The organism is Bartonella sp. AR 15-3, from assembly GCF_002022445.1.
Taxonomy (GTDB): domain Bacteria; phylum Pseudomonadota; class Alphaproteobacteria; order Rhizobiales; family Rhizobiaceae; genus Bartonella.
On record NZ_MUYE01000001.1, the window covers coordinates 321,121 to 340,463 of the forward strand.

The following is a 19,343-nucleotide window of genomic DNA, read 5'->3' on the forward strand; positions in this document are numbered from 1 at the left end:
GTCTATTTGGGTATTAATTTTCATCGCTTTGGCTTGCGGTGTTTTATGAGAAGGAAAAGAACATGACAATTAATCTGCACCGGCCAGATATCGCGGAATTAAAGCCACGTATTACCGTTTTTGGTGTTGGTGGTGGTGGCGGAAATGCCGTGAATAATATGATAAATGCTGGCCTTCAGGGGGTTGACTTTGTTGTTGCTAATACAGATGCACAGGCTTTAGCTATGTCAAAAGCTGAACGTGTGATCCAACTTGGTGCAGCAGTAACAGAAGGTTTAGGTGCTGGTGCTTTACCAGAAGTTGGTCAGGCTGCTGCCGATGAATGTATCGATGAAATTATCGATCATCTTGCAGATTCTCATATGGTTTTTATTACAGCGGGTATGGGAGGCGGTACGGGAACCGGAGCTGCACCTGTTGTTGCTAATGCTGCGCGTGAAAAAGGTATTTTGACTGTTGGTGTTGTGACAAAACCTTTCCAATTTGAAGGTGCACGTCGGATGAAGACAGCAGAAGCTGGCATAGAAGAGTTACAAAAATCGGTTGATACCTTAATTGTTATTCCGAATCAAAATCTTTTTCGTATTGCGAACGAGAAAACAACATTTTCTGATGCCTTTGCTATGGCTGATCAAGTTCTTTATTCTGGTGTTGCTTCTATTACGGATTTGATGATTAAAGAGGGACTGATTAACCTTGATTTTGCAGATGTTCGTTCTGTTATGCATGAAATGGGTCGTGCAATGATGGGAACTGGAGAAGCGTCTGGTGATGGACGTGCTTTAGCTGCTGCTGAGGCTGCTATTGCAAATCCATTGTTAGATGATACTTCTATGCGTGGAGCTCGCGGCCTTTTGATTTCCATTACGGGTGGTCGTGATATGACCTTGTTTGAGGTGGATGAAGCGGCTAATCGTATTAGGGAAGAAGTTGATGCTGATGCAAATGTTATCTTTGGTGCCATTGACGATGAGTCGCTTGAGGGTGTTATTCGTGTATCGGTGGTTGCTACTGGTATTGATCGTGAAATTAATGATGTAATACAGCCTTCACATCCTAAATTTCATCGGCCTGCGGCTTCAATACGTAAAAATGATGGTGGAGTAACGCAGACTACTTCTCAGTCATCATCATTGCGTTCTGAAGCAATGGTGGAAGTTATAGAAGCGCTAGAAGTAGAAATGAAACAGCCAATTGAAGAGCCATTTTGCCCAAAAAGTCAATTTTTTGTGCAGACTGCAGATGCATATACTTCGCGAACTGTAAATGCCGCTCCTTATGGGCAAAATGTACATGGAAAGACATCAAATGCATTACGCATGCAAGTTGGTTGTGTTTCTCAACAGCCTATGGCTAAAGCAATGAGTATGGAAGCAACAGCACATGTTCTTGATGACAAGACTGGAATTGGAGAACAGAAGAAAAAACAAGTGCAAACGCAACCTTATTCAATGCCAGTGCGTATGCCTGAGTTAAAAGATTTTCCATCTTCTGTTCGTACTCAAAGTGCAAATTTTCCTAGTATTGATCAAGGACCACGTAATCTTTGGCAGCGTTTGAAACAAAGTTTGACGTATCGTGAAGAAGCTGAACCAGAAGCTCGATTAGAGCCTGCTGTCAATTCTTCTTCGGATAAAAATTTTCATATTTCTAGTGCAAATTCTCAGGAATTGTCTCAAGATATTTCTGTTTATGTGCCGCGTCACTCTACCGAGTTACAGCAACATGCACCGCAAGATCAAAACATTTGTGCCAATGAAGAGGATGAATTGGAAATACCAGCATTTTTGCGTCGTCAAGCAAATTAATGTATAGAAAAACTTAAAGAAGAAAGCTCTATATTTCTATTCATAATACAATGGAAGCTTTATTATAGTGAAACTTATGGAGTTTTTATAGAAAATAATAAACTCATTTATTAGATGAGCTTATCATTTATTGTAAAGATAATTTTTGATAATTTTATGAAGATTCCAAAAAGTTATTAAGACTATTAATGAAGTGGTATGATTAATTGGAGAAAAAATATCAATCGACTCTTAAAGATATGTTAATATTTGAGGGACGTGGTGTTCATAGCGGACGTTTATCTGTCATGAAGATTGATCCAGCTGATATTGAGTGTGGTATTGTTTTTAAGCGTTATGGCATAGATGGGAAAGAGCAAATATTTCCAGCGCATGCATCACAAATCGGGGCAACTGAATTATCAACAGTGCTTGGACATGGAGATATAAGAGTTGAGACAATTGAGCATTTGATGGCAGCAATTGCTGCTTATAATCTCGATAATCTCATCATTACGGTGTCAAGTAATGAAGTGCCTATTTTGGATGGTGCTTCATGGAAGTATTGTCAAGGTTTTGAAAAAGTAGGTATCATCCGGCAGACAGCATTGCGATCTTATTTTGTTATAAAAAAACCAGTACGTGTTGAAACAGCAAATGGTATGGCTGAATTTTTGCCATTTAATGGGTGTCGTTTTGATGTTACAATTTCTTTTCCTACTCCTGTTATTGGCAAACAACACTTGAATTTTGATCTTACTGCACAAGGGTTTAAAGATGATTTATCTCGTGCGCGCACTTTTGGTTTTGTTAAGGATGTGGAAAAATTATGGTCTTCTGGAAAAGGGATAGGCTCTTCTTTAGAAAACTCTCTTATTATTGGTCTTAATGATCAAATTATTAATCCAACTGGCACTTATTTTGACAATGAATTTGTTCGACATAAAATGCTTGACGCTATTGGTGATACTGCTTTACTTGGTGCGCCTTTTATTGGATTATTCCATTCTTATTGTAGTGGACATGCGCTTAATTCAAAATTAGTTAAGGCTGTTTTACAGGATGAATCGTGTTACGAAAAAGTAATGTTTAAATAGAATAAAAATAAAATTTAAAAACTTTACTTTAGTTTGATATAATTTAAAAGCGGATGATAGAGCTAGAGTATATAAATTCTGGTAGTTGGTTTAAAAGTGATATGGTATAAAATTGAAAGAGTATTTTTCTATAAAATGACATTTTCTGGAGGCTGAGAAACTATGAAAAAACCTGATACGTATATTGGGAATATAGCGCATAGAAAATTGACCATTGTACGCAAAGTCTTTATTGGGATTCTTTTAGGAGGAGTGTGTTTTTTAGCGGGCTGTTTAGGTAAAGGAAAAAATATCCTCGATCCATCTGTGCATGTTTTAAAAATAGATCCGCCAGATGTTTTATATAATCAAGCGCTTGCTAATCTTGATGTGGGGCGGCTTAGTGAAGCAGCAAAAAAGTTTGCTGTTATTGAAAAACAATATGCTTACACTGAATGGGGTCGTAAATCCTTAATAATGGGTGCTTTTACAAATTATCGCTTGGCTAAGTATGATGATGCAATTAGTATGGCACAGCATTATATTTCTCTTTATCCGCTAGCGGATGATTCTGCTTATGCTTACTATATTATTGGTCTCTCTTCTTTTCGTCGAATTCCTGATGTTACACGTGATCAGCAGGATACTAAGCGTGCTATCGCTGCTATGCAGATTTTGATAGAGCGCTATCCACAATCAGAGTATGTCAGCGATGCTAAGGCTAAAATACGTTTTGGTCGAGAGCAATTAGCTGGTAAAGAAATGCAGATTGGTCGTTATTATGAAGAAGGACGGCAATATTTAGCAGCAAGTAAAAGATTTCGTACTGTGATTGAAGAGTATCCAGATACAAATCAAATTGAAGAAGCTCTTTTCCGATTGACAGAAGTTAATTTTGCTCTTGGTTTAACTATGGAAGCGCAGACGGCAGCAGCCATTTTAGGGCGAAATTATCCAGAAAGTAAATGGTATAAATTTTCTTATGATTTACTGCAAAAAAATAGTATATCGCCTAAAGAGCATAAAGCTTCTTGGATTTCTCGTGCTTTGAGTGGTAATAAGAGCAAGGTGAATTGATTTCATATGCTGGTGCAGCTTTCAATTCATAATATTGTTTTGATAGAAAAACTTGATATTCATTTTACAAAAGGCTTGTCAGTTTTAACTGGAGAAACTGGAACAGGGAAATCTATTCTACTTGATTCTTTATCATTAGCTCTTGGTGGACGTGGAGATTCTTCTCTTGTGCGTCATGGTATGACACAGGGGCAAGTAACAGCTATTTTTAATGTCCCTGTTTCACATCCTGTGCGCCAGCTAATATATGAGAATGGTTTGGATGATGATGGTGATATCATTTTAAGGCGTGTACAGTCGAGTGATGGTCGTAGTCGCGGTTTTCTGAATGATCAAGTGATTAGCGTTGCATTGATGCGCAGTATTGGCCGTATGTTGGTTGAAATTCATGGGCAACATGATGATCGTGCGTTTGTTGATATTGGTACACATCGTCAATTATTAGACGCTTTTGGTGGTCTTGAAAGTGAAGTAGAAAATTTGCGTGAATGCTATCGTATATGGCATACATTAAAAGAACGTGTGCAACAACAACGTGTTAAAGTCGAGAATGCTGCACGTGAAGTTGATTATCTTCGTGCAAGTGTAGAAGAACTTGATAAATTTGATTTCAAAGTTGATGAAGAAGATAGTTTATCTCTTCGCCGTGCTGATATGCTTAAATTAGAAAAGATAGCAACGGATATTAGAGAGGCTGATGATCTCTTAGGAGGTTCGAAATCACCAATCCCTGTTCTTGCCAATTTGGTAAGACGTTTGGAGAGGAAAATTCCTGAGGCACAGGCTTTGCTTACACCTGTAGTGAAGTCTATTGACGATGCATTGCATGCACTTGCAACGGCGCGTGATGGTATTGAATCTGCAATGCAAGCATTGGATTTTGATACTAACGAATTGGAACGAATAGAAGAGCGTCTTTTTGCACTTCGAGGTTTTTCTCGTAAATACCATGTTTCTGGAGATGAACTTGCTCAATTACGCGATAAAATGTGTGCTGAAATTGCTGATTTTGATTCTTCTCAAGCAACATTAGTTCATTTAGAGACTGAGGCTCAAAAAGCGCAAAAAGATTATGACATATTAGCACAAGCGCTTTCGATAAAACGTCAAGAAGTAGCGCGTCGTTTATCTGCAAGTGTTATGGATGAGTTACCAGCTTTGAAATTGGAGAAAGCAGAATTTATCGTTGAAATGCAGAGTGATGCTGAAAAGTATAGCCCAGATGGTATAGATCGTGTTGAATATTGGGTGCGCACAAGCCCTGGAACACGAGCAGGGCCGATATTAAGTGTGGCTTCTGGTGGTGAATTGTCTCGTTTTTTGTTGGCATTGAAAGTTGTATTAGCTGATCGTGGATCAGCACCAACATTGGTGTTTGATGAAATTGATACAGGTGTTGGTGGAGCTGTTGCTGCTGCAATTGGACAACGGTTGCTGCGTTTATCAAAAAATATTCAAGTTTTTGCTGTCACACATGCACCCCAGGTAGCATCTAAAGCTCATAATCATTTTCTTATTTCAAAGGTTGAAAGCGCTGATACAGGATGCTTTTTTACAAGTATTAATAAAATAGAAAATCATGAACGCGCAGAAGAAATTGCACGCATGCTAGCAGGAGAACAAGTTACTGAAGAAGCACGTGCAGCAGCTCAAAAGCTTTTAACACAGGCATAATTAAGAAGTAATGAAAATACTAACACACATATGTTCATTTAGATTCTCTTTATAATAATCAGTGGGATTTGTGTATGGTTATCACTCAAGATTTGGAATAGAATTTATGGACAAAAATGTGATTAAAAACTTAACCGCTCTTGAGGCAGAAGGTGAGTTGGAATGGTTGGCAAAAGAAATTGCACGTCATGATGTGCTTTATCATCGTGATGATCAGCCTGAAATTTCTGACGCAGAATATGACGCTCTCCGTCGTCGTAATGAGGAAATTGAAGCTCTCTTTCCTGAATTAGTTCGTGTGGATTCTCCTTCATCTAAAATTGGTGCACCTATTTCTGAAAAGTTTGAAAAGTCTATTCATGCACAGCCAATGCTGTCTTTGGATAACGCATTTAATTTTAAAGATGTTAGTGAATTTATTGAGCGTATTCGTCGTTTTTTACGATTTCCAGAAACACAGATAATAGAAATGACAGCTGAACCTAAAATTGATGGTTTATCTTTATCTTTACGCTATGAGGCAGGAAAACTTGTATGTGCTATAACGCGTGGAAATGGATACATAGGTGAAAATGTCACTACAAATGCACGAACAATTGCTGATATTCCACAGATTTTACAGGGTAAATTTCCTGATATTATTGAGGTTCGTGGTGAAGTTTATATGGGACAGAAAGATTTCCAGCTACTCAATATTAGCCAACAGAAAGAAGGGAAGTTAGCTTTCGCAAATCCTAGAAATGCAGCAGCTGGTTCTTTACGTCAGCTTGATTCACAGATAACCGCTAGCAGAAATCTTAAATTTTTTGCTTATGCTTGGGGTGAAGTGAGTGAAATGCCTGCTGAAAGCCAAATAGAAATGATGGAAAAGCTTAAAGAATATGGCTTTATTATTAATCCGTTAACAAAAGTTTTTGAAAAAGTAGAAGATCTTATTTCATATTATCATTCTATTGAAAAATGTCGTCAATCATTAAATTATGATATTGATGGAATTGTTTATAAAGTTAATGATTTAATGCTCCAAACGCGTTTGGGATTTGTCTCTCGTTCGCCACGTTGGGCAATTGCGCATAAATTTCCAGCAGAAAAAGCTATAGCACTTTTAGAAGATATTGATATCCAGGTAGGTCGAACTGGAGCATTAACTCCTGTTGCTCGTCTTACACCTATTACTGTAGGTGGGGTTGTCGTTACAAATGCAAGTTTACACAATGAAGACTATATTAAAGGAATCGGTCATAAGGGTGAGTTAATTCGTGAAGGACGTGATATTCGTGTGGGTGATACTGTTATTATACAACGTGCTGGCGATGTGATTCCTCAGATTGTTGATGTTCTTGTTGAAAAGCGTCCAAAAGGTACTCCTACTTTTATTTTTCCTCGCGTGTGTCCTGTTTGTGGAAGTCATGCTGTTCGTGAAGAGGGTGAAGCGATTCGTCGATGTACGGGTGGGCTTATTTGTTCAGCGCAAGCAATTGAGCGTATTTGTCATTTTGTTTCGCGCAATGCTTTCGATATTGAAGGATTTGGTAGAAAACAAGTGGAATTTTTCTTTCATATTCAAGATAAAACGCTTTGTATTCATTCTCCAGCGGATATTTTCACTTTACAACGACGTCAAGAAAATTCTTTGAGACGTTTGGAAAATATGGAAGGTTTTGGAGTTGTTTCAGTTCGTAAACTTTATAATGCTATTAATGCTCGCCGTAAAATTTCTTTAAGTCGTTTTTTATTTGCATTAGGTATTCGTCATATTGGTGAGGTTAATGCACAGCGTCTTGCTCGTGCTTACCAAAATTATGCTGCTTTTGAAACTGCGGCAATGTCAGCCATTATGCCGAGTGGTAAAAACATTGAAGGTAATGAGATTTGGATGGAATTAACTAATATTGAGGGAATCGGTTCTCGTGTTGGTGAAGCAATTATTGATTTTTATCAAGAGGTGCATAACCGCAATGTTTTATTGGCTTTGCTTAAAGAAGTAACTCCTCTTCATGAAATGCCTGTGGCAATAGATTATTCGCCAGTAGTAGGAAAAACTATTGTTTTTACGGGAACTTTGCAACATATGTCGAGAGATGAAGCAAAGTCTTTGGCAGAACGGTTAGGTGCTAAAACATCCAATTCTATTTCTAAAAAGACTGATCTTCTTGTCGCAGGCTCTGGAGCAGGATCGAAACTAATTAAAGCACAACAATTAGGTATTGAGGTTCTGGATGAAAAAAGCTGGCTCAAGTTAATTGATGGGCATTATATTTAGGGTTTTTCATTTCAAGCAATAAATTCCTCTGTAGAAATAGTATATTTCTAATACTAATAGAATTTTTACACGTTTCTTTTTGCAAATCTGTACTTAACTTATATTTTGTATACATTTCGATAAAAAATCAATCTTGATTCAATCAATTTTTATAGGTTTTTAACGAAACTGACAAACAGTTATTCAAAACAAAACAGACTAATCTTAAAGGACTAAAATTGATAACGTAATCCACTAGAAACACTAATTCCAGAAAAACCAGCTTTGGTTAACTTATGCTTGTATAACAAATCGCCATGCAGTGCTATAGTATCAGATAATTGGGCATGAACACCCATACCTGTTTCAACTGTAGAACCAAATGCACCTAACTGAAAAGCATCTTTAAAATATACTATCCGCTTATTTTCATAACTATGTGCAAGATGAAGTTTGCTATAAAAGGAAATGACACGTGCCTTTTCAGAAGAAGTAACAGCTTTTGTTAAAGAACCACCAACGCGTGCTATCAATTGATCATGCTTCCCTAGCTCAATATCAAACCGATCAATATCACGAGCTTTATCAAACATGATAGACTGATAAATAACTTGAAGCTGCGGCTCAATAATAAAACCATTATAGCCTGTGATAATAGCCTGACCTCCCATCAAAGAGGTACTCAAAAGTCTACCTTTTAATGCGGCTGTTTTACCTCGAGCAAGAGTTACAACATCGCCCTTTAAAAAATCGTAAGAGAAAAATCCATTCACATAAAAACCTGCATCATGCTGTAAATTAGCATAAAGCTTGCCTGACCATTTATTAAAAACACTCTTTTGACTTTGTTTAACGGCAAGAGGCTGAAGAGAGAGCCTACCATAAGTCCCCATCATTCCAAAAGACAAAGCACTCTGTTTATTCTCTAATGTCTTTAAGACAACACCTGCTGTCATACTGTTATAGTCCAGATCGGCTCCATAACCATGTTCAAGAACAGACAAATTTGAAGTATAGCGATGATTACTCCCATAACCGCGTATAAAAAAGCTTGTCTTTCTATTGTCATCAGCTTCATTAGGAGCATTTTGTATGATTTCCAAAAGTTCGTGTTGATTACTCATATCTACCACACCTGCATGAAATAAAGCATGAGGTAAGAGCAAATAACTTGGGAGTTGTGGCACAACTGCTGGCACTCTTGGACCTAGTTCTGGCGTTGACCCCGGTGATGCTAGTACTAGCTGCAGACGATAATCCCAAAAATTACTTCCATCATCATTAACTAACTTTTGTTCAGGATTAGCTTGACCACGAGAAGAACTTGGACCATAAGCAAAAAGACCATATTTATAAGGTGATCCCCCGAATGTAATATAATCACCATTCAGTTTGAAGGAATTTTCTTGTGCTGTACCGGAAACCTGAATAAGCGAAACACCCTGAGTATTCCCATTCTCCCCTATATCACCTTCTGAACCTCCATTTTGAGCAGTAACATAAACAGTGGTTGTACCGGACACATTGCCATGGATCAAAACTCTATCAGTTTTATGACTATCAAGCGAACCATCAAGGTTCAAACTTGTGTTTAAATGGATCTGCGCATCATTCGTAGCACTATAAACAACACCCGATCCTTTTCCAACATTAAGTATTTGATAAACAACATTTTTTGGTGTATCAAACTGAACAATACTATGATCCAGTTTTAAAGATGCTATAGACCATGCGATGGTATTCAAATACCTTTGATTTATAAAATTGTTATTTTTTCTTGTGGTCAAAATCCAGGTTGAATTATTTTTCAAGTCGAAATTCACTTTAGCTGTACCGGTAATGAGAGTACCCCCTTTGAGCTGAGAATTATTAGCGTTAATGTCTATAGTTCCACTATCAGCTTCTAATAAAGAATCACCGGAGAGTGTTGAATTATTTTTCAAGTCGAAATTCACTTTAGCTGTACCGGTAATGCGAGTCCCCCTTTAAGACGAGAACTATCAGCGTTAATGTTTATAGTTCCACTATCAGCTTCTAATAAAAGATCATCGGAGAGTCCTGTTTGTTCTAATACAAGATTACCGAAGAGTGTTGAATTATTTTTCAAGTCGAAATTCACTTTAGCTGTACCGGTAATGCGAGTCCCCCTTTAAGATGAGAATTATCAGCGTTAATGTTTATAGTTCCGCTATCAGCTTCTAATAAAAGATCACCGGAGAGTCCTGTTTGTTCTAATAAAAGATCACCAAAGAGTTTTGAATTATTTTTCAAGTCGAAATTCACTGTAGCTGGACCGGTAATGAGAGTACTCCCTTTGAGCTGAGAATTATCAGCGTTAATGTTTATAATTCCACTATCAGCTTCTAATAAAAGATCATCGGAGAGTTTTGAATTATTTTTCAAGTCGAAATTCACTGTAGCTGTACCGGTAATGAGAGTACTCCCTTTGAGCTGAGAATTATCAGCATTAATGTTTATAGTTCCACTATCAGCTTCTAATACAAGATTACCGAAGAGTTTTGAATTATTTTTCAAGTCGAAATTCACTGTAGCTGTATCGATAATGATAGTATCCCCTTGGAGCTGAGAATTATTAGCCTTAACGTCTATAGTTCCACCAGCAACTTCTAATAAAAAATCACCAGAGAGTTTTGAATTATTTTTCAAGTCGAAATTCACTGTAGCTGCACCGGTAATGATAGTATCCCCTTGGAGCTGAGAAGTATCAGCCTTAATGTCTATTGTTCCACCAGCAGCTTTTAATAAATGATTACCAGAGAGTTTTGAATTATTTTTCAAGTCGAAATTCACTGTAGCTGCACCGGTAATGATAGTATCCCCTTTGAGCTGAGAACTATCAGCCTTAATGTTTATAGTTCCACCAGCAGCTTTTAATAAAAGATCACCAGAGAGCATTGAATTATTTTTCAAGTCGAAATTCACTGTAGCTGGACCGGTAATGAGAGCACCCCCTTTGAGCTGAGAATTATTAGCGTTAATGTCTATAGTTCCACTATCAGCTTCTAATAAAAGATCACCGGAGAGTTTTGTTTGGTCTGATAAATTAAAGATAAGCTTCTGATTAGCTTTATTATAAATAACCGTATGTTCAGGAACAGTAAAATTTGTCTTCTTTAAAGAAACCACTATATCACTTGTACTTTTTTCAGTAGCAGAAGATATTCCATATACACCATAAAATTGTTTACCATTTACTTTAATACTTACACCTTCAATATCTACTTTTGTTTGAAGAGCATCTTTTCCCTCTTGCTTATCATCTTCGCTCTTTTTAATGTCGAATATCAATCCATGGGCATTATTTAGATCAATATTTCCCCCCTTCATATCCAAACTACTCTTTGGGTACATATAAATGGCTGCATTATAAATAGCTTCTGCGCTACTATCCTCACTCATTGACTGTTGCTGCCCTTGATTATTAATGTTAACTTTTTCTAAAGAAATATTTCCTCCCTCTATACGAACCGCACTACCTTGCGCAAAATCAATGTTTTTACCCTCCATTTGAATTATGGAATCTTTTTGGCTGAAAAGACCTATCCCATTATTGCCTACTTCAATACCTACATCAAATAGCTCAATTGTAGCAGCTTCACCCTCAGCGTGAACAGCAATCTGGCTCTCTTTAATTGTACCCTCTAACACGTTTATCGAACTATTTTTTGAAGCATAAAGACCTATTGTTAGGTTCTGTAAGGACAATTTATCAGCCTGAACTGATGCATTCAGAGCTGATGCATTTTCATCTGATTCATCCTCAACTGATCCATTCTGAACTGTTTCATTTTCTCGGGTATAGACACCAATATATTTAACAGCCGTATTGCTCTCTTTTTGGGGACCTTTAATCGTTACATTTTTTGCATCAAGCCAACCAACCGCATAGATGCCAATTACTCCATAGTCTTTATTCTTCAAGTCATTACAAGAAGAGTTTGAAAACGTTTTTTTCCGTTTAGCATTATTCGCCATAGTATAGGTTGGATTTTGTATGCTTTTTTTTCCTTTGTCTTTATCTTGGAAAGCCTTTATAACAAAATTACCTTCCGGTAATTCTATAGTATAGGTTGTATTTTGTTTGCTTTCTTTTTCTTTGTTTTTATATTGAAAAGTCTTTATAATAAAATTACCTTCCGGTAATTCTATTGTTTTTCTTTGCGGCTCTTCAACGCAAGCGGTAGCAAATAAAATAGAGCTTGTTAAAAGATTATAAATGAAAAAAAAGAGGGAAAAAATAATTATAAGCATTCTTATCCAATATTTAAAACATGATTGCATAAAGATAACATAAGATTGCTATTATCATTGAAAAAATACGGCGAAATTAAGTTCAACACAAAAATATCGTAATATTATCATTTCTTTTAGAATGTAAGTTAGTAAATTTTCTATGATTTATTTTATAATCATACCCTTGTTGTATGTTATGCTATAAAAAATTGATTTTGTATCGATTGTATAATCAAAATATAGGTTAAGTACAAATCTGCAAAAGAAAACGTGTAAAAATTCTATTAGTATTGCAAATACAATCTTTCTAAGTAAATTGTGGTGTATTTTTTTCTTGACTTAATTTAGCCATTTTGTATTGGCAACTTATTTATTGAACTTTATATTTTTTTTATGTTTTTTATGTTAAAGAATTCGCTCTTTGTTTTAATCTTTTTTCTCATTTCCATTTCAGCTGATTCTATTCTAGCTAAAGCTAACGCGAATCTCAAGCAAAATAGTGAACTAACAACAAGTGGGAAAGTGCGACCAAACTTAGTAGTAGATATAGGAGCGTATGAAGATGTTTTCATTACGTTGTTTGCTCAAATTGATCCTAAACAAGGAGAAGAAAGAGCGCTAAAAAATACAACCTATACTATAGACACTCTCGCTCAACGGAAACAAAAGAAAATGTCTAATATCTCTACTGCTATCTCTCAGAACGATCATGGAATAGTTGGCATCTATGCTGTTGGTTGGCTTGATGTAGAAAATGTAAAGATTATAGGTCCTCAAAACGAGAGCGATAAGACTGTTAAATATATTGGTGTCTATGCCCGAGAATATGAAACAGTTGATGATGATGATAACTATGCAACAGTTATTACTAATAACAATGAATTAGCTCAGACTGGATCAGTTAATGCTGATAAATTGTCCTTACAGAACCTAACAATAGGTCTTTATGCTTCAACAAATAGTTCGATAAACGTGTTAGATAGCACAATTGAAAAGAGCCAGATTGCTGTTTACGCTGATGGTGAAGCTGCTACAATTGAGCTACTTGATGTGGATATTAGAGTAGGCAATAATGGGATAGGTCTTTTCAGCCAAAAAGATTCCATAATTCAAATGGAGGGTAAAAGCATTGATTTTACGCAAGGTAGTGCGGTTCGTATAGAGGGAGGAAATATTTCTTTAGAAAAAGTTAACATTAATAATCAAGGGCAGAAACAGTTAATTAGTGAGGATAGTAGCACAGAAGTTGTTGATAATGCAGCCATTTATATGTACCCAAAGAGTAGTTTGGATATGAAGACGGGAAATATTGTTTTAAATAATGCACATGGATTGATATTCGACATTAAAAAGAGCGAAGATGATAAGCAAGAGGGAAAAGATGCTCTTCAAACAAAAGTAGATATTGAAGGTGTAAGTATTAAAGTAAATGGTAAACAATTTTATGGTGTATATGGAATATCTTCTGCTACTGAAAAAAGTACAAGTGATATAGTGGTTTCTTTAAAGAAGACAAATTTTACTGTTCCTGAACATACGGTTATTTATAATAAAGCTAATCAGAAGCTTATCTTTAATTTATCAGACCAAACAGAACTCTCCGGTGATCTTTTATTAGACGCTGATAGTGGAATTATAAACATTAACGCTAATAATTCTCAGCTCAAAGGGGGTACTTTCATTACCGGTGCAGCTAAAGTGAATTTCGACTTGAAAAATAATTCAACACTCTCCGGTGATTTTTTATTAGAAGCTGATAGTGGAACTATAGACATTAACGCTGATAGCTCTCAGCTCAAAGGGGATACTATCATTACCGGTGCAGCTAAAGTGAATTTCGACTTGAAAAATAATTCAACACTCTCCGGTGATTTTTTATTAGAAGCTGATAGTGGAACTATAGACATTAACGCTGATAGTTCTCATCTTAAAGGGGGTACTTTCATTACCGGTGCAGCTAAAGTGAATTTCGACTTGAAAAATAATTCAACACTCTCCGGTGATTTTTTATTAGAAGCTGATAGTGGAACTATAGACATTAACGCTGATAGCTCTCAGCTCAAAGGGGATACTCTCATTACCGGTGCAGCTAAAGTGAATTTCGACTTGAAAAATAATTCAACACTCTCCGGTGATTTTTTATTAGAAGCTGATAGTGGAACTATAGACATTAACGCTGATAGTTCTCATCTTAAAGGGGGTACTTTCATTACCGGTGCAGCTAAAGTGAATTTCGACTTGAAAAATAATTCAACACTCTCCGGTGATTTTTTATTAGAAGCTGATAGTGGAACTATAGACATTAACGCTGATAGCTCTCAGCTCAAAGGGGATACTCTCATTACCGGTGCAGCTAAAGTGAATTTCGACTTGAAAAATAATTCAACACTCTCCGGTGATCTTTTATTAGAAGCTGATAGTGGAACTATAGACATTAACGCTAATAATTCTCAGCTCAAAGGGGGTGCTCTCATTACCGGTCCAGCTACAGTGAATTTCGACTTGAAAAATAATTCAATGCTCTCTGGTGATCTTTTATTAAAAGCTGCTGGTGGAACTATAAACATTAAGGCTGATAGTTCTCAGCTCAAAGGGGATACTATCATTACCGGTGCAGCTACAGTGAATTTCGACTTGAAAAATAATTCAAAACTCTCTGGTAATCATTTATTAAAAGCTGCTGGTGGAACAATAGACATTAAGGCTGATACTTCTCAGCTCCAAGGGGATACTATCATTACCGGTGCAGCTACAGTGAATTTCGACTTGAAAAATAATTCAAAACTCTCTGGTGATTTTTTATTAGAAGTTGCTGGTGGAACTATAGACGTTAAGGCTAATAATTCTCAGCTCCAAGGGGATACTATCATTATCGATACAGCTACAGTGAATTTCGACTTGAAAAATAATTCAAAACTCTTCGGTAATCTTGTATTAGAAGCTGATAGTGGAACTATAAACATTAATGCTGATAATTCTCAGCTCAAAGGGAGTACTCTCATTACCGGTACAGCTACAGTGAATTTCGACTTGAAAAATAATTCAAAACTCTCCGATGATCTTTTATTAGAAGCTGATAGTGGAATTATAAACATTAACGCTGATAATTCTCAGCTCAAAGGGAGTACTCTCATTACCGGTCCAGCTACAGTGAATTTCGACTTGAAAAATAATTCAAAACTCTTTGGTGATCTTTTATTAGAACAAACAGGACTCTCCGGTGATCTTTTATTAGAAGCTGATAGCGGAACTATAAACATTAACGCTGATAATTCTCATCTTAAAGGGGGGACTCGCATTACCGGTACAGCTAAAGTGAATTTCGACTTGAAAAATAATTCAACACTCTTCGGTAATCTTGTATTAGAACAAACAGGACTCTCCGATGATCTTTTATTAGAAGCTGATAGTGGAACTATAAACATTAACGCTGATAGTTCTCGTCTTAAAGGGGGGACTCGCATTACCGGTACAGCTAAAGTGAATTTCGACTTGAAAAATAATTCAACACTCTCCGGTGATTCTTTATTAGAAGCTGATAGTGGAACTATAGACATTAACGCTAATAATTCTCAGCTCAAAGGGGGTACTCTCATTACCGGTACAGCTAAAGTGAATTTCGACTTGAAAAATAATTCAACCTGGATTTTGACCACAAGAAAAAATAACAATTTTATAAATCAAAGGTATTTGAATACCATCGCATGGTCTATAGCATCTTTAAAACTGGATCATAGTATTGTTCAGTTTGATACACCAAAAAATGTTGTTTATCAAATACTTAATGTTGGAAAAGGATCGGGTGTTGTTTATAGTGCTACGAATGATGCGCAGATCCATTTAAACACAAGTTTGAACCTTGATGGTTCGCTTGATAGTCATAAAACTGATAGAGTTTTGATCCATGGCAATGTGTCCGGTACAACCACTGTTTATGTTACTGCTCAAAATGGAGGTTCAGAAGGTGATATAGGGGAGAATGGGAATACTCAGGGTGTTTCGCTTATTCAGGTTTCCGGTACAGCACAAGAAAATTCCTTCAAACTGAATGGTGATTATATTACATTCGGGGGATCACCTTATAAATATGGTCTTTTTGCTTATGGTCCAAGTTCTTCTCGTGGTCAAGCTAATCCTGAACAAAAGTTAGTTAATGATGATGGAAGTAATTTTTGGGATTATCGTCTGCAGCTAGTACTAGCATCACCGGGGTCAACGCCAGAACTAGGTCCAAGAGTGCCAGCAGTTGTGCCACAACTCCCAAGTTATTTGCTCTTACCTCATGCTTTATTTCATGCAGGTGTGGTAGATATGAGTAATCAACACGAACTTTTGGAAATCATACAAAATGCTCCTAATGAAGCTGATGACAATAGAAAGACAAGCTTTTTTATACGCGGTTATGGGAGTAATCATCGCTATACTTCAAATTTGTCTGTTCTTGAACATGGTTATGGAGCCGATCTGGACTATAACAGTATGACAGCAGGTGTTGTCTTAAAGACATTAGAGAATAAACAGAGTGCTTTGTCTTTTGGAATGATGGGGACTTATGGTAGGCTCTCTCTTCAGCCTCTTGCCGTTAAACAAAGTCAAAAGAGTGTTTTTAATAAATGGTCAGGCAAGCTTTATGCTAATTTACAGCATGATGCAGGTTTTTATGTGAATGGATTTTTCTCTTACGATTTTTTAAAGGGCGATGTTGTAACTCTTGCTCGAGGTAAAACAGCCGCATTAAAAGGTAGACTTTTGAGTACCTCTTTGATGGGAGGTCAGGCTATTATCACAGGCTATAATGGTTTTATTATTGAGCCGCAGCTTCAAGTTATTTATCAGTCTATCATGTTTGATAAAGCTCGTGATATTGATCGGTTTGATATTGAGCTAGGGAAGCATGATCAATTGATAGCACGCGTTGGTGGTTCTTTAACAAAAGCTGTTACTTCTTCTGAAAAGGCACGTGTCATTTCCTTTTATAGCAAACTTCATCTTGCACATAGTTATGAAAATAAGCGGATAGTATATTTTAAAGATGCTTTTCAGTTAGGTGCATTTGGTTCTACAGTTGAAACAGGTATGGGTGTTCATGCCCAATTATCTGATACTATAGCACTGCATGGCGATTTGTTATACAAGCATAAGTTAACCAAAGCTGGTTTTTCTGGAATTAGTGTTTCTAGTGGATTACGTTATCAATTTTAGTCCTTTAAGATTAGTCTGTTTTGTTTTGAATAACTGTTTGTCAGTTTCGTTAAAAACCTATAAAAATCGGCTGATAGGGCTTTATCTCTGATTTCCAGAAATTAGAGTATTTCATTGTGTTTTGTACTCTATCTCTAGAATGAAAGTTAACTTCCTTTAAGCTTTTTGGGGGATATTTAATTTAAGAGTGCATTTACATTCAAAGAGGCATTGTAGCTTTTTTTAGCCATTTTTTATCTTCTTTATCGAGATATGGTGCATTAACTTGATAAACACAGGCATGATAATCGTTAAGCCACTGTTTTTCTTCTACTGTTAAAAGTTTTATCAGAATTAATTGGCGATCAATAGGGCACTTTGTAAGTGTTTCAAATGATAGCATATCTATATCGCCGTTAGTAATTTTTTGCGCTTGTTTGACAATCATCAAATTTTCAATACGAATACCAAAAGCTTTTTCACGGTAATACCCAGGTTCGTTAGAGATAATCATACCGGGAATAAGCTCTTGGTTTCCATAGCGTGAAAAATTTTGTGGTCCTTCGTGAACAGAGAGATAAGAACCAACTCCATGGCCAGTCCCATGTGCATAATCAAAACCAGCTTTCCATAAAGCACTGCGTGCTAAAACATCAATATCTTGCCCACGTGTACCTTTAGGAAATTTTGCACTTGAAAGAGCAATCATGCCTTTGAGGACAAGGGTAAAGCAGCGTTTTTCTTCTTCTCCAATACTGCCAATTGCTACCGTACGGGTGACATCTGTTGTACCATCTCGGTATTGTCCACCTGAATCGACAAGATAAAGCTCACCTTCATTAAGTAGTTTATTTGTTTTAGTGGTTACATGATAATGAATAATTGCACCATTTTTACCTGCTGCTGAAATCGTATCAAAGGAAAGATCTTCAAGTTTTATTCCCATTTCTTGTGCAGTTATGATCCGAAATTTTTCTAATTTTTTAGCAGCTGAAATTTCATTAATTGTACCTGGTATTTGTCTATCAAGCCAGGACAAAAAACGAGTAAGTGCTATACCATCACATAAATGTGCTCTGCGTGAGCCATTGAGCTCTGTAGTATTTTTAATGGCACGTGGTAAGACAACAGGATCCGTTAGTGTAATAAAAGATCCTCCTGTTTTTTCAATAACGGTGCGTAACTTTTCGCACGTTAAAAATGGATCTAAAGCAAAAACAGTACCTTGTTGAACATGATCTTTGATATTTGAAATAAATTCTTCTGGTTTATATAGTTTTGCATAACATTTCAGATATTGTCTTTGCTCACTACCAATTTTTTTACTATCAATAAATAAGCTTGGTTTTTCTTTAATTGAAATGATGGCAAAACAAAGGGAAAAGGGTGAATTAGAAATATCATTGCCACGTATATTGAATGTCCATGCAATAGAAGATGGATCTGTAAAAATAAAAGCATTTGCACCAGATTGCTTTATATTTTTGCGAATTTGTGACAGCTTTTCATTCGTGCTGCATCCTGCATATTTGAGAGGATGAATTGATACAGGGGTTTGTGGGCATTTAGGTTGATCATTCCAAATAAGATCAATAAGATTGGGTTGACTTTCTATAAGTTTGCCACCTATTTTCAATTCTAATGCTTGTCTTAATATGGCTGTAGCATTAATAGTATGAAGCCACGGATCAAAGCCAATTGAAAGTTTTTGTCTATTTTTTTCGAGCCATTGTGCTGGTGAGCAGATTGCTAAATCTTCATAATCAAAGATACAAGAATCTGTTTGCTGACGAACCTGAAGTTTATAACGTCCGTCAGTAAATATAATAGCTTTATCTTTTAAAATTAATGCTATACCAGATGATCCAGTAAATCCAGTTAGCCAGCTAAGACGTTGAGCATGTTTAGGAACATATTCTCCTTGGTGTTCATCTGTATGCGGAACTAGAAAGCCATCTAGTCCAAAGTGATCAAATTTTTTACGCAGAGCTGCAACACGCTTTGCAGCATAAGTAGGGTTTGTTATTGTTTCAAAAGATTGGTACATAAAGA

The 19,343-nt window shown here is 36.4% G+C and carries 10 protein-coding genes; 6 read left to right on the forward strand and 4 right to left on the reverse strand.

Translation table 11 applies throughout. The features are described from left to right. The first annotated feature begins 62 nt into the window (after positions 1 to 62). From ftsZ to ligA, 5 genes are all read left to right on the forward strand, one after another. Positions 63 to 1,808 carry a cell division protein FtsZ gene (gene ftsZ, locus BAR153v2_RS01275; protein WP_078679973.1) on the forward strand — a complete coding sequence of 582 codons (1,746 nt, stop codon included), beginning with the start codon at positions 63 to 65 and terminating at the stop codon, positions 1,806 to 1,808. Between the two features lie 206 nt (positions 1,809 to 2,014). Next, positions 2,015 to 2,884: a UDP-3-O-acyl-N-acetylglucosamine deacetylase gene (lpxC, locus tag BAR153v2_RS01280; protein WP_078679974.1), complete on the forward strand. Its 870-nt coding sequence runs from the start codon at positions 2,015 to 2,017 to the stop codon at positions 2,882 to 2,884. Between the two features lie 162 nt (positions 2,885 to 3,046). Further along, positions 3,047 to 3,940, forward strand: coding sequence for an outer membrane protein assembly factor BamD (locus BAR153v2_RS01285; protein WP_078679975.1), 894 nt, complete (start codon positions 3,047 to 3,049; stop codon positions 3,938 to 3,940). A gap of 6 nt (positions 3,941 to 3,946) precedes the next feature. Beyond that, the gene (gene recN, locus BAR153v2_RS01290; RefSeq protein WP_078679976.1) at positions 3,947 to 5,614 is read left to right on the forward strand and encodes a DNA repair protein RecN; all 1,668 of its coding nucleotides are present in this window, start codon (positions 3,947 to 3,949) and stop codon (positions 5,612 to 5,614) included. Positions 5,615 to 5,720: 106 nt separating this feature from the next. Further along, the gene (ligA, locus tag BAR153v2_RS01295) at positions 5,721 to 7,877 is read left to right on the forward strand and encodes an NAD-dependent DNA ligase LigA (RefSeq protein WP_078679977.1); all 2,157 of its coding nucleotides are present in this window, start codon (positions 5,721 to 5,723) and stop codon (positions 7,875 to 7,877) included. Positions 7,878 to 8,089: 212 nt separating this feature from the next. On the opposite strand, the gene BAR153v2_RS01300 is transcribed toward ligA, so the two are convergent. From BAR153v2_RS01300 to BAR153v2_RS01305, 3 genes are read right to left on the reverse strand one after another with little or no spacing between them, the layout of a single operon-like run. Next, positions 8,090 to 9,799 (reverse strand): autotransporter outer membrane beta-barrel domain-containing protein, encoded by a 1,710-nt coding sequence (locus tag BAR153v2_RS01300; protein ID WP_244548604.1) that lies wholly within the window; start codon positions 9,797 to 9,799, stop codon positions 8,090 to 8,092. 8 nt (positions 9,800 to 9,807) lie between these two features. Continuing rightward, entirely contained in the window at positions 9,808 to 9,963 is a 156-nt protein-coding gene (locus BAR153v2_RS07330) for a hypothetical protein (protein WP_158078271.1), read from the reverse strand. Between the two features lie 8 nt (positions 9,964 to 9,971). Continuing rightward, positions 9,972 to 12,128, reverse strand: coding sequence for a hypothetical protein (locus tag BAR153v2_RS01305; protein ID WP_078679979.1), 2,157 nt, complete (start codon positions 12,126 to 12,128; stop codon positions 9,972 to 9,974). Positions 12,129 to 12,512: 384 nt separating this feature from the next. Between BAR153v2_RS01305 and BAR153v2_RS07445 the strand changes: the two genes are divergently transcribed. Further along, entirely contained in the window at positions 12,513 to 17,312 is a 4,800-nt protein-coding gene (locus BAR153v2_RS07445) for an autotransporter outer membrane beta-barrel domain-containing protein (protein WP_244548605.1), read from the forward strand. Positions 17,313 to 17,511: 199 nt separating this feature from the next. Here BAR153v2_RS07445 and BAR153v2_RS01315 read toward each other — a convergent pair whose 3' ends face one another. Continuing rightward, entirely contained in the window at positions 17,512 to 19,338 is a 1,827-nt protein-coding gene (locus BAR153v2_RS01315; protein ID WP_078679980.1) for an aminopeptidase P family protein, read from the reverse strand. Positions 19,339 to 19,343 lie beyond the last annotated feature (5 nt).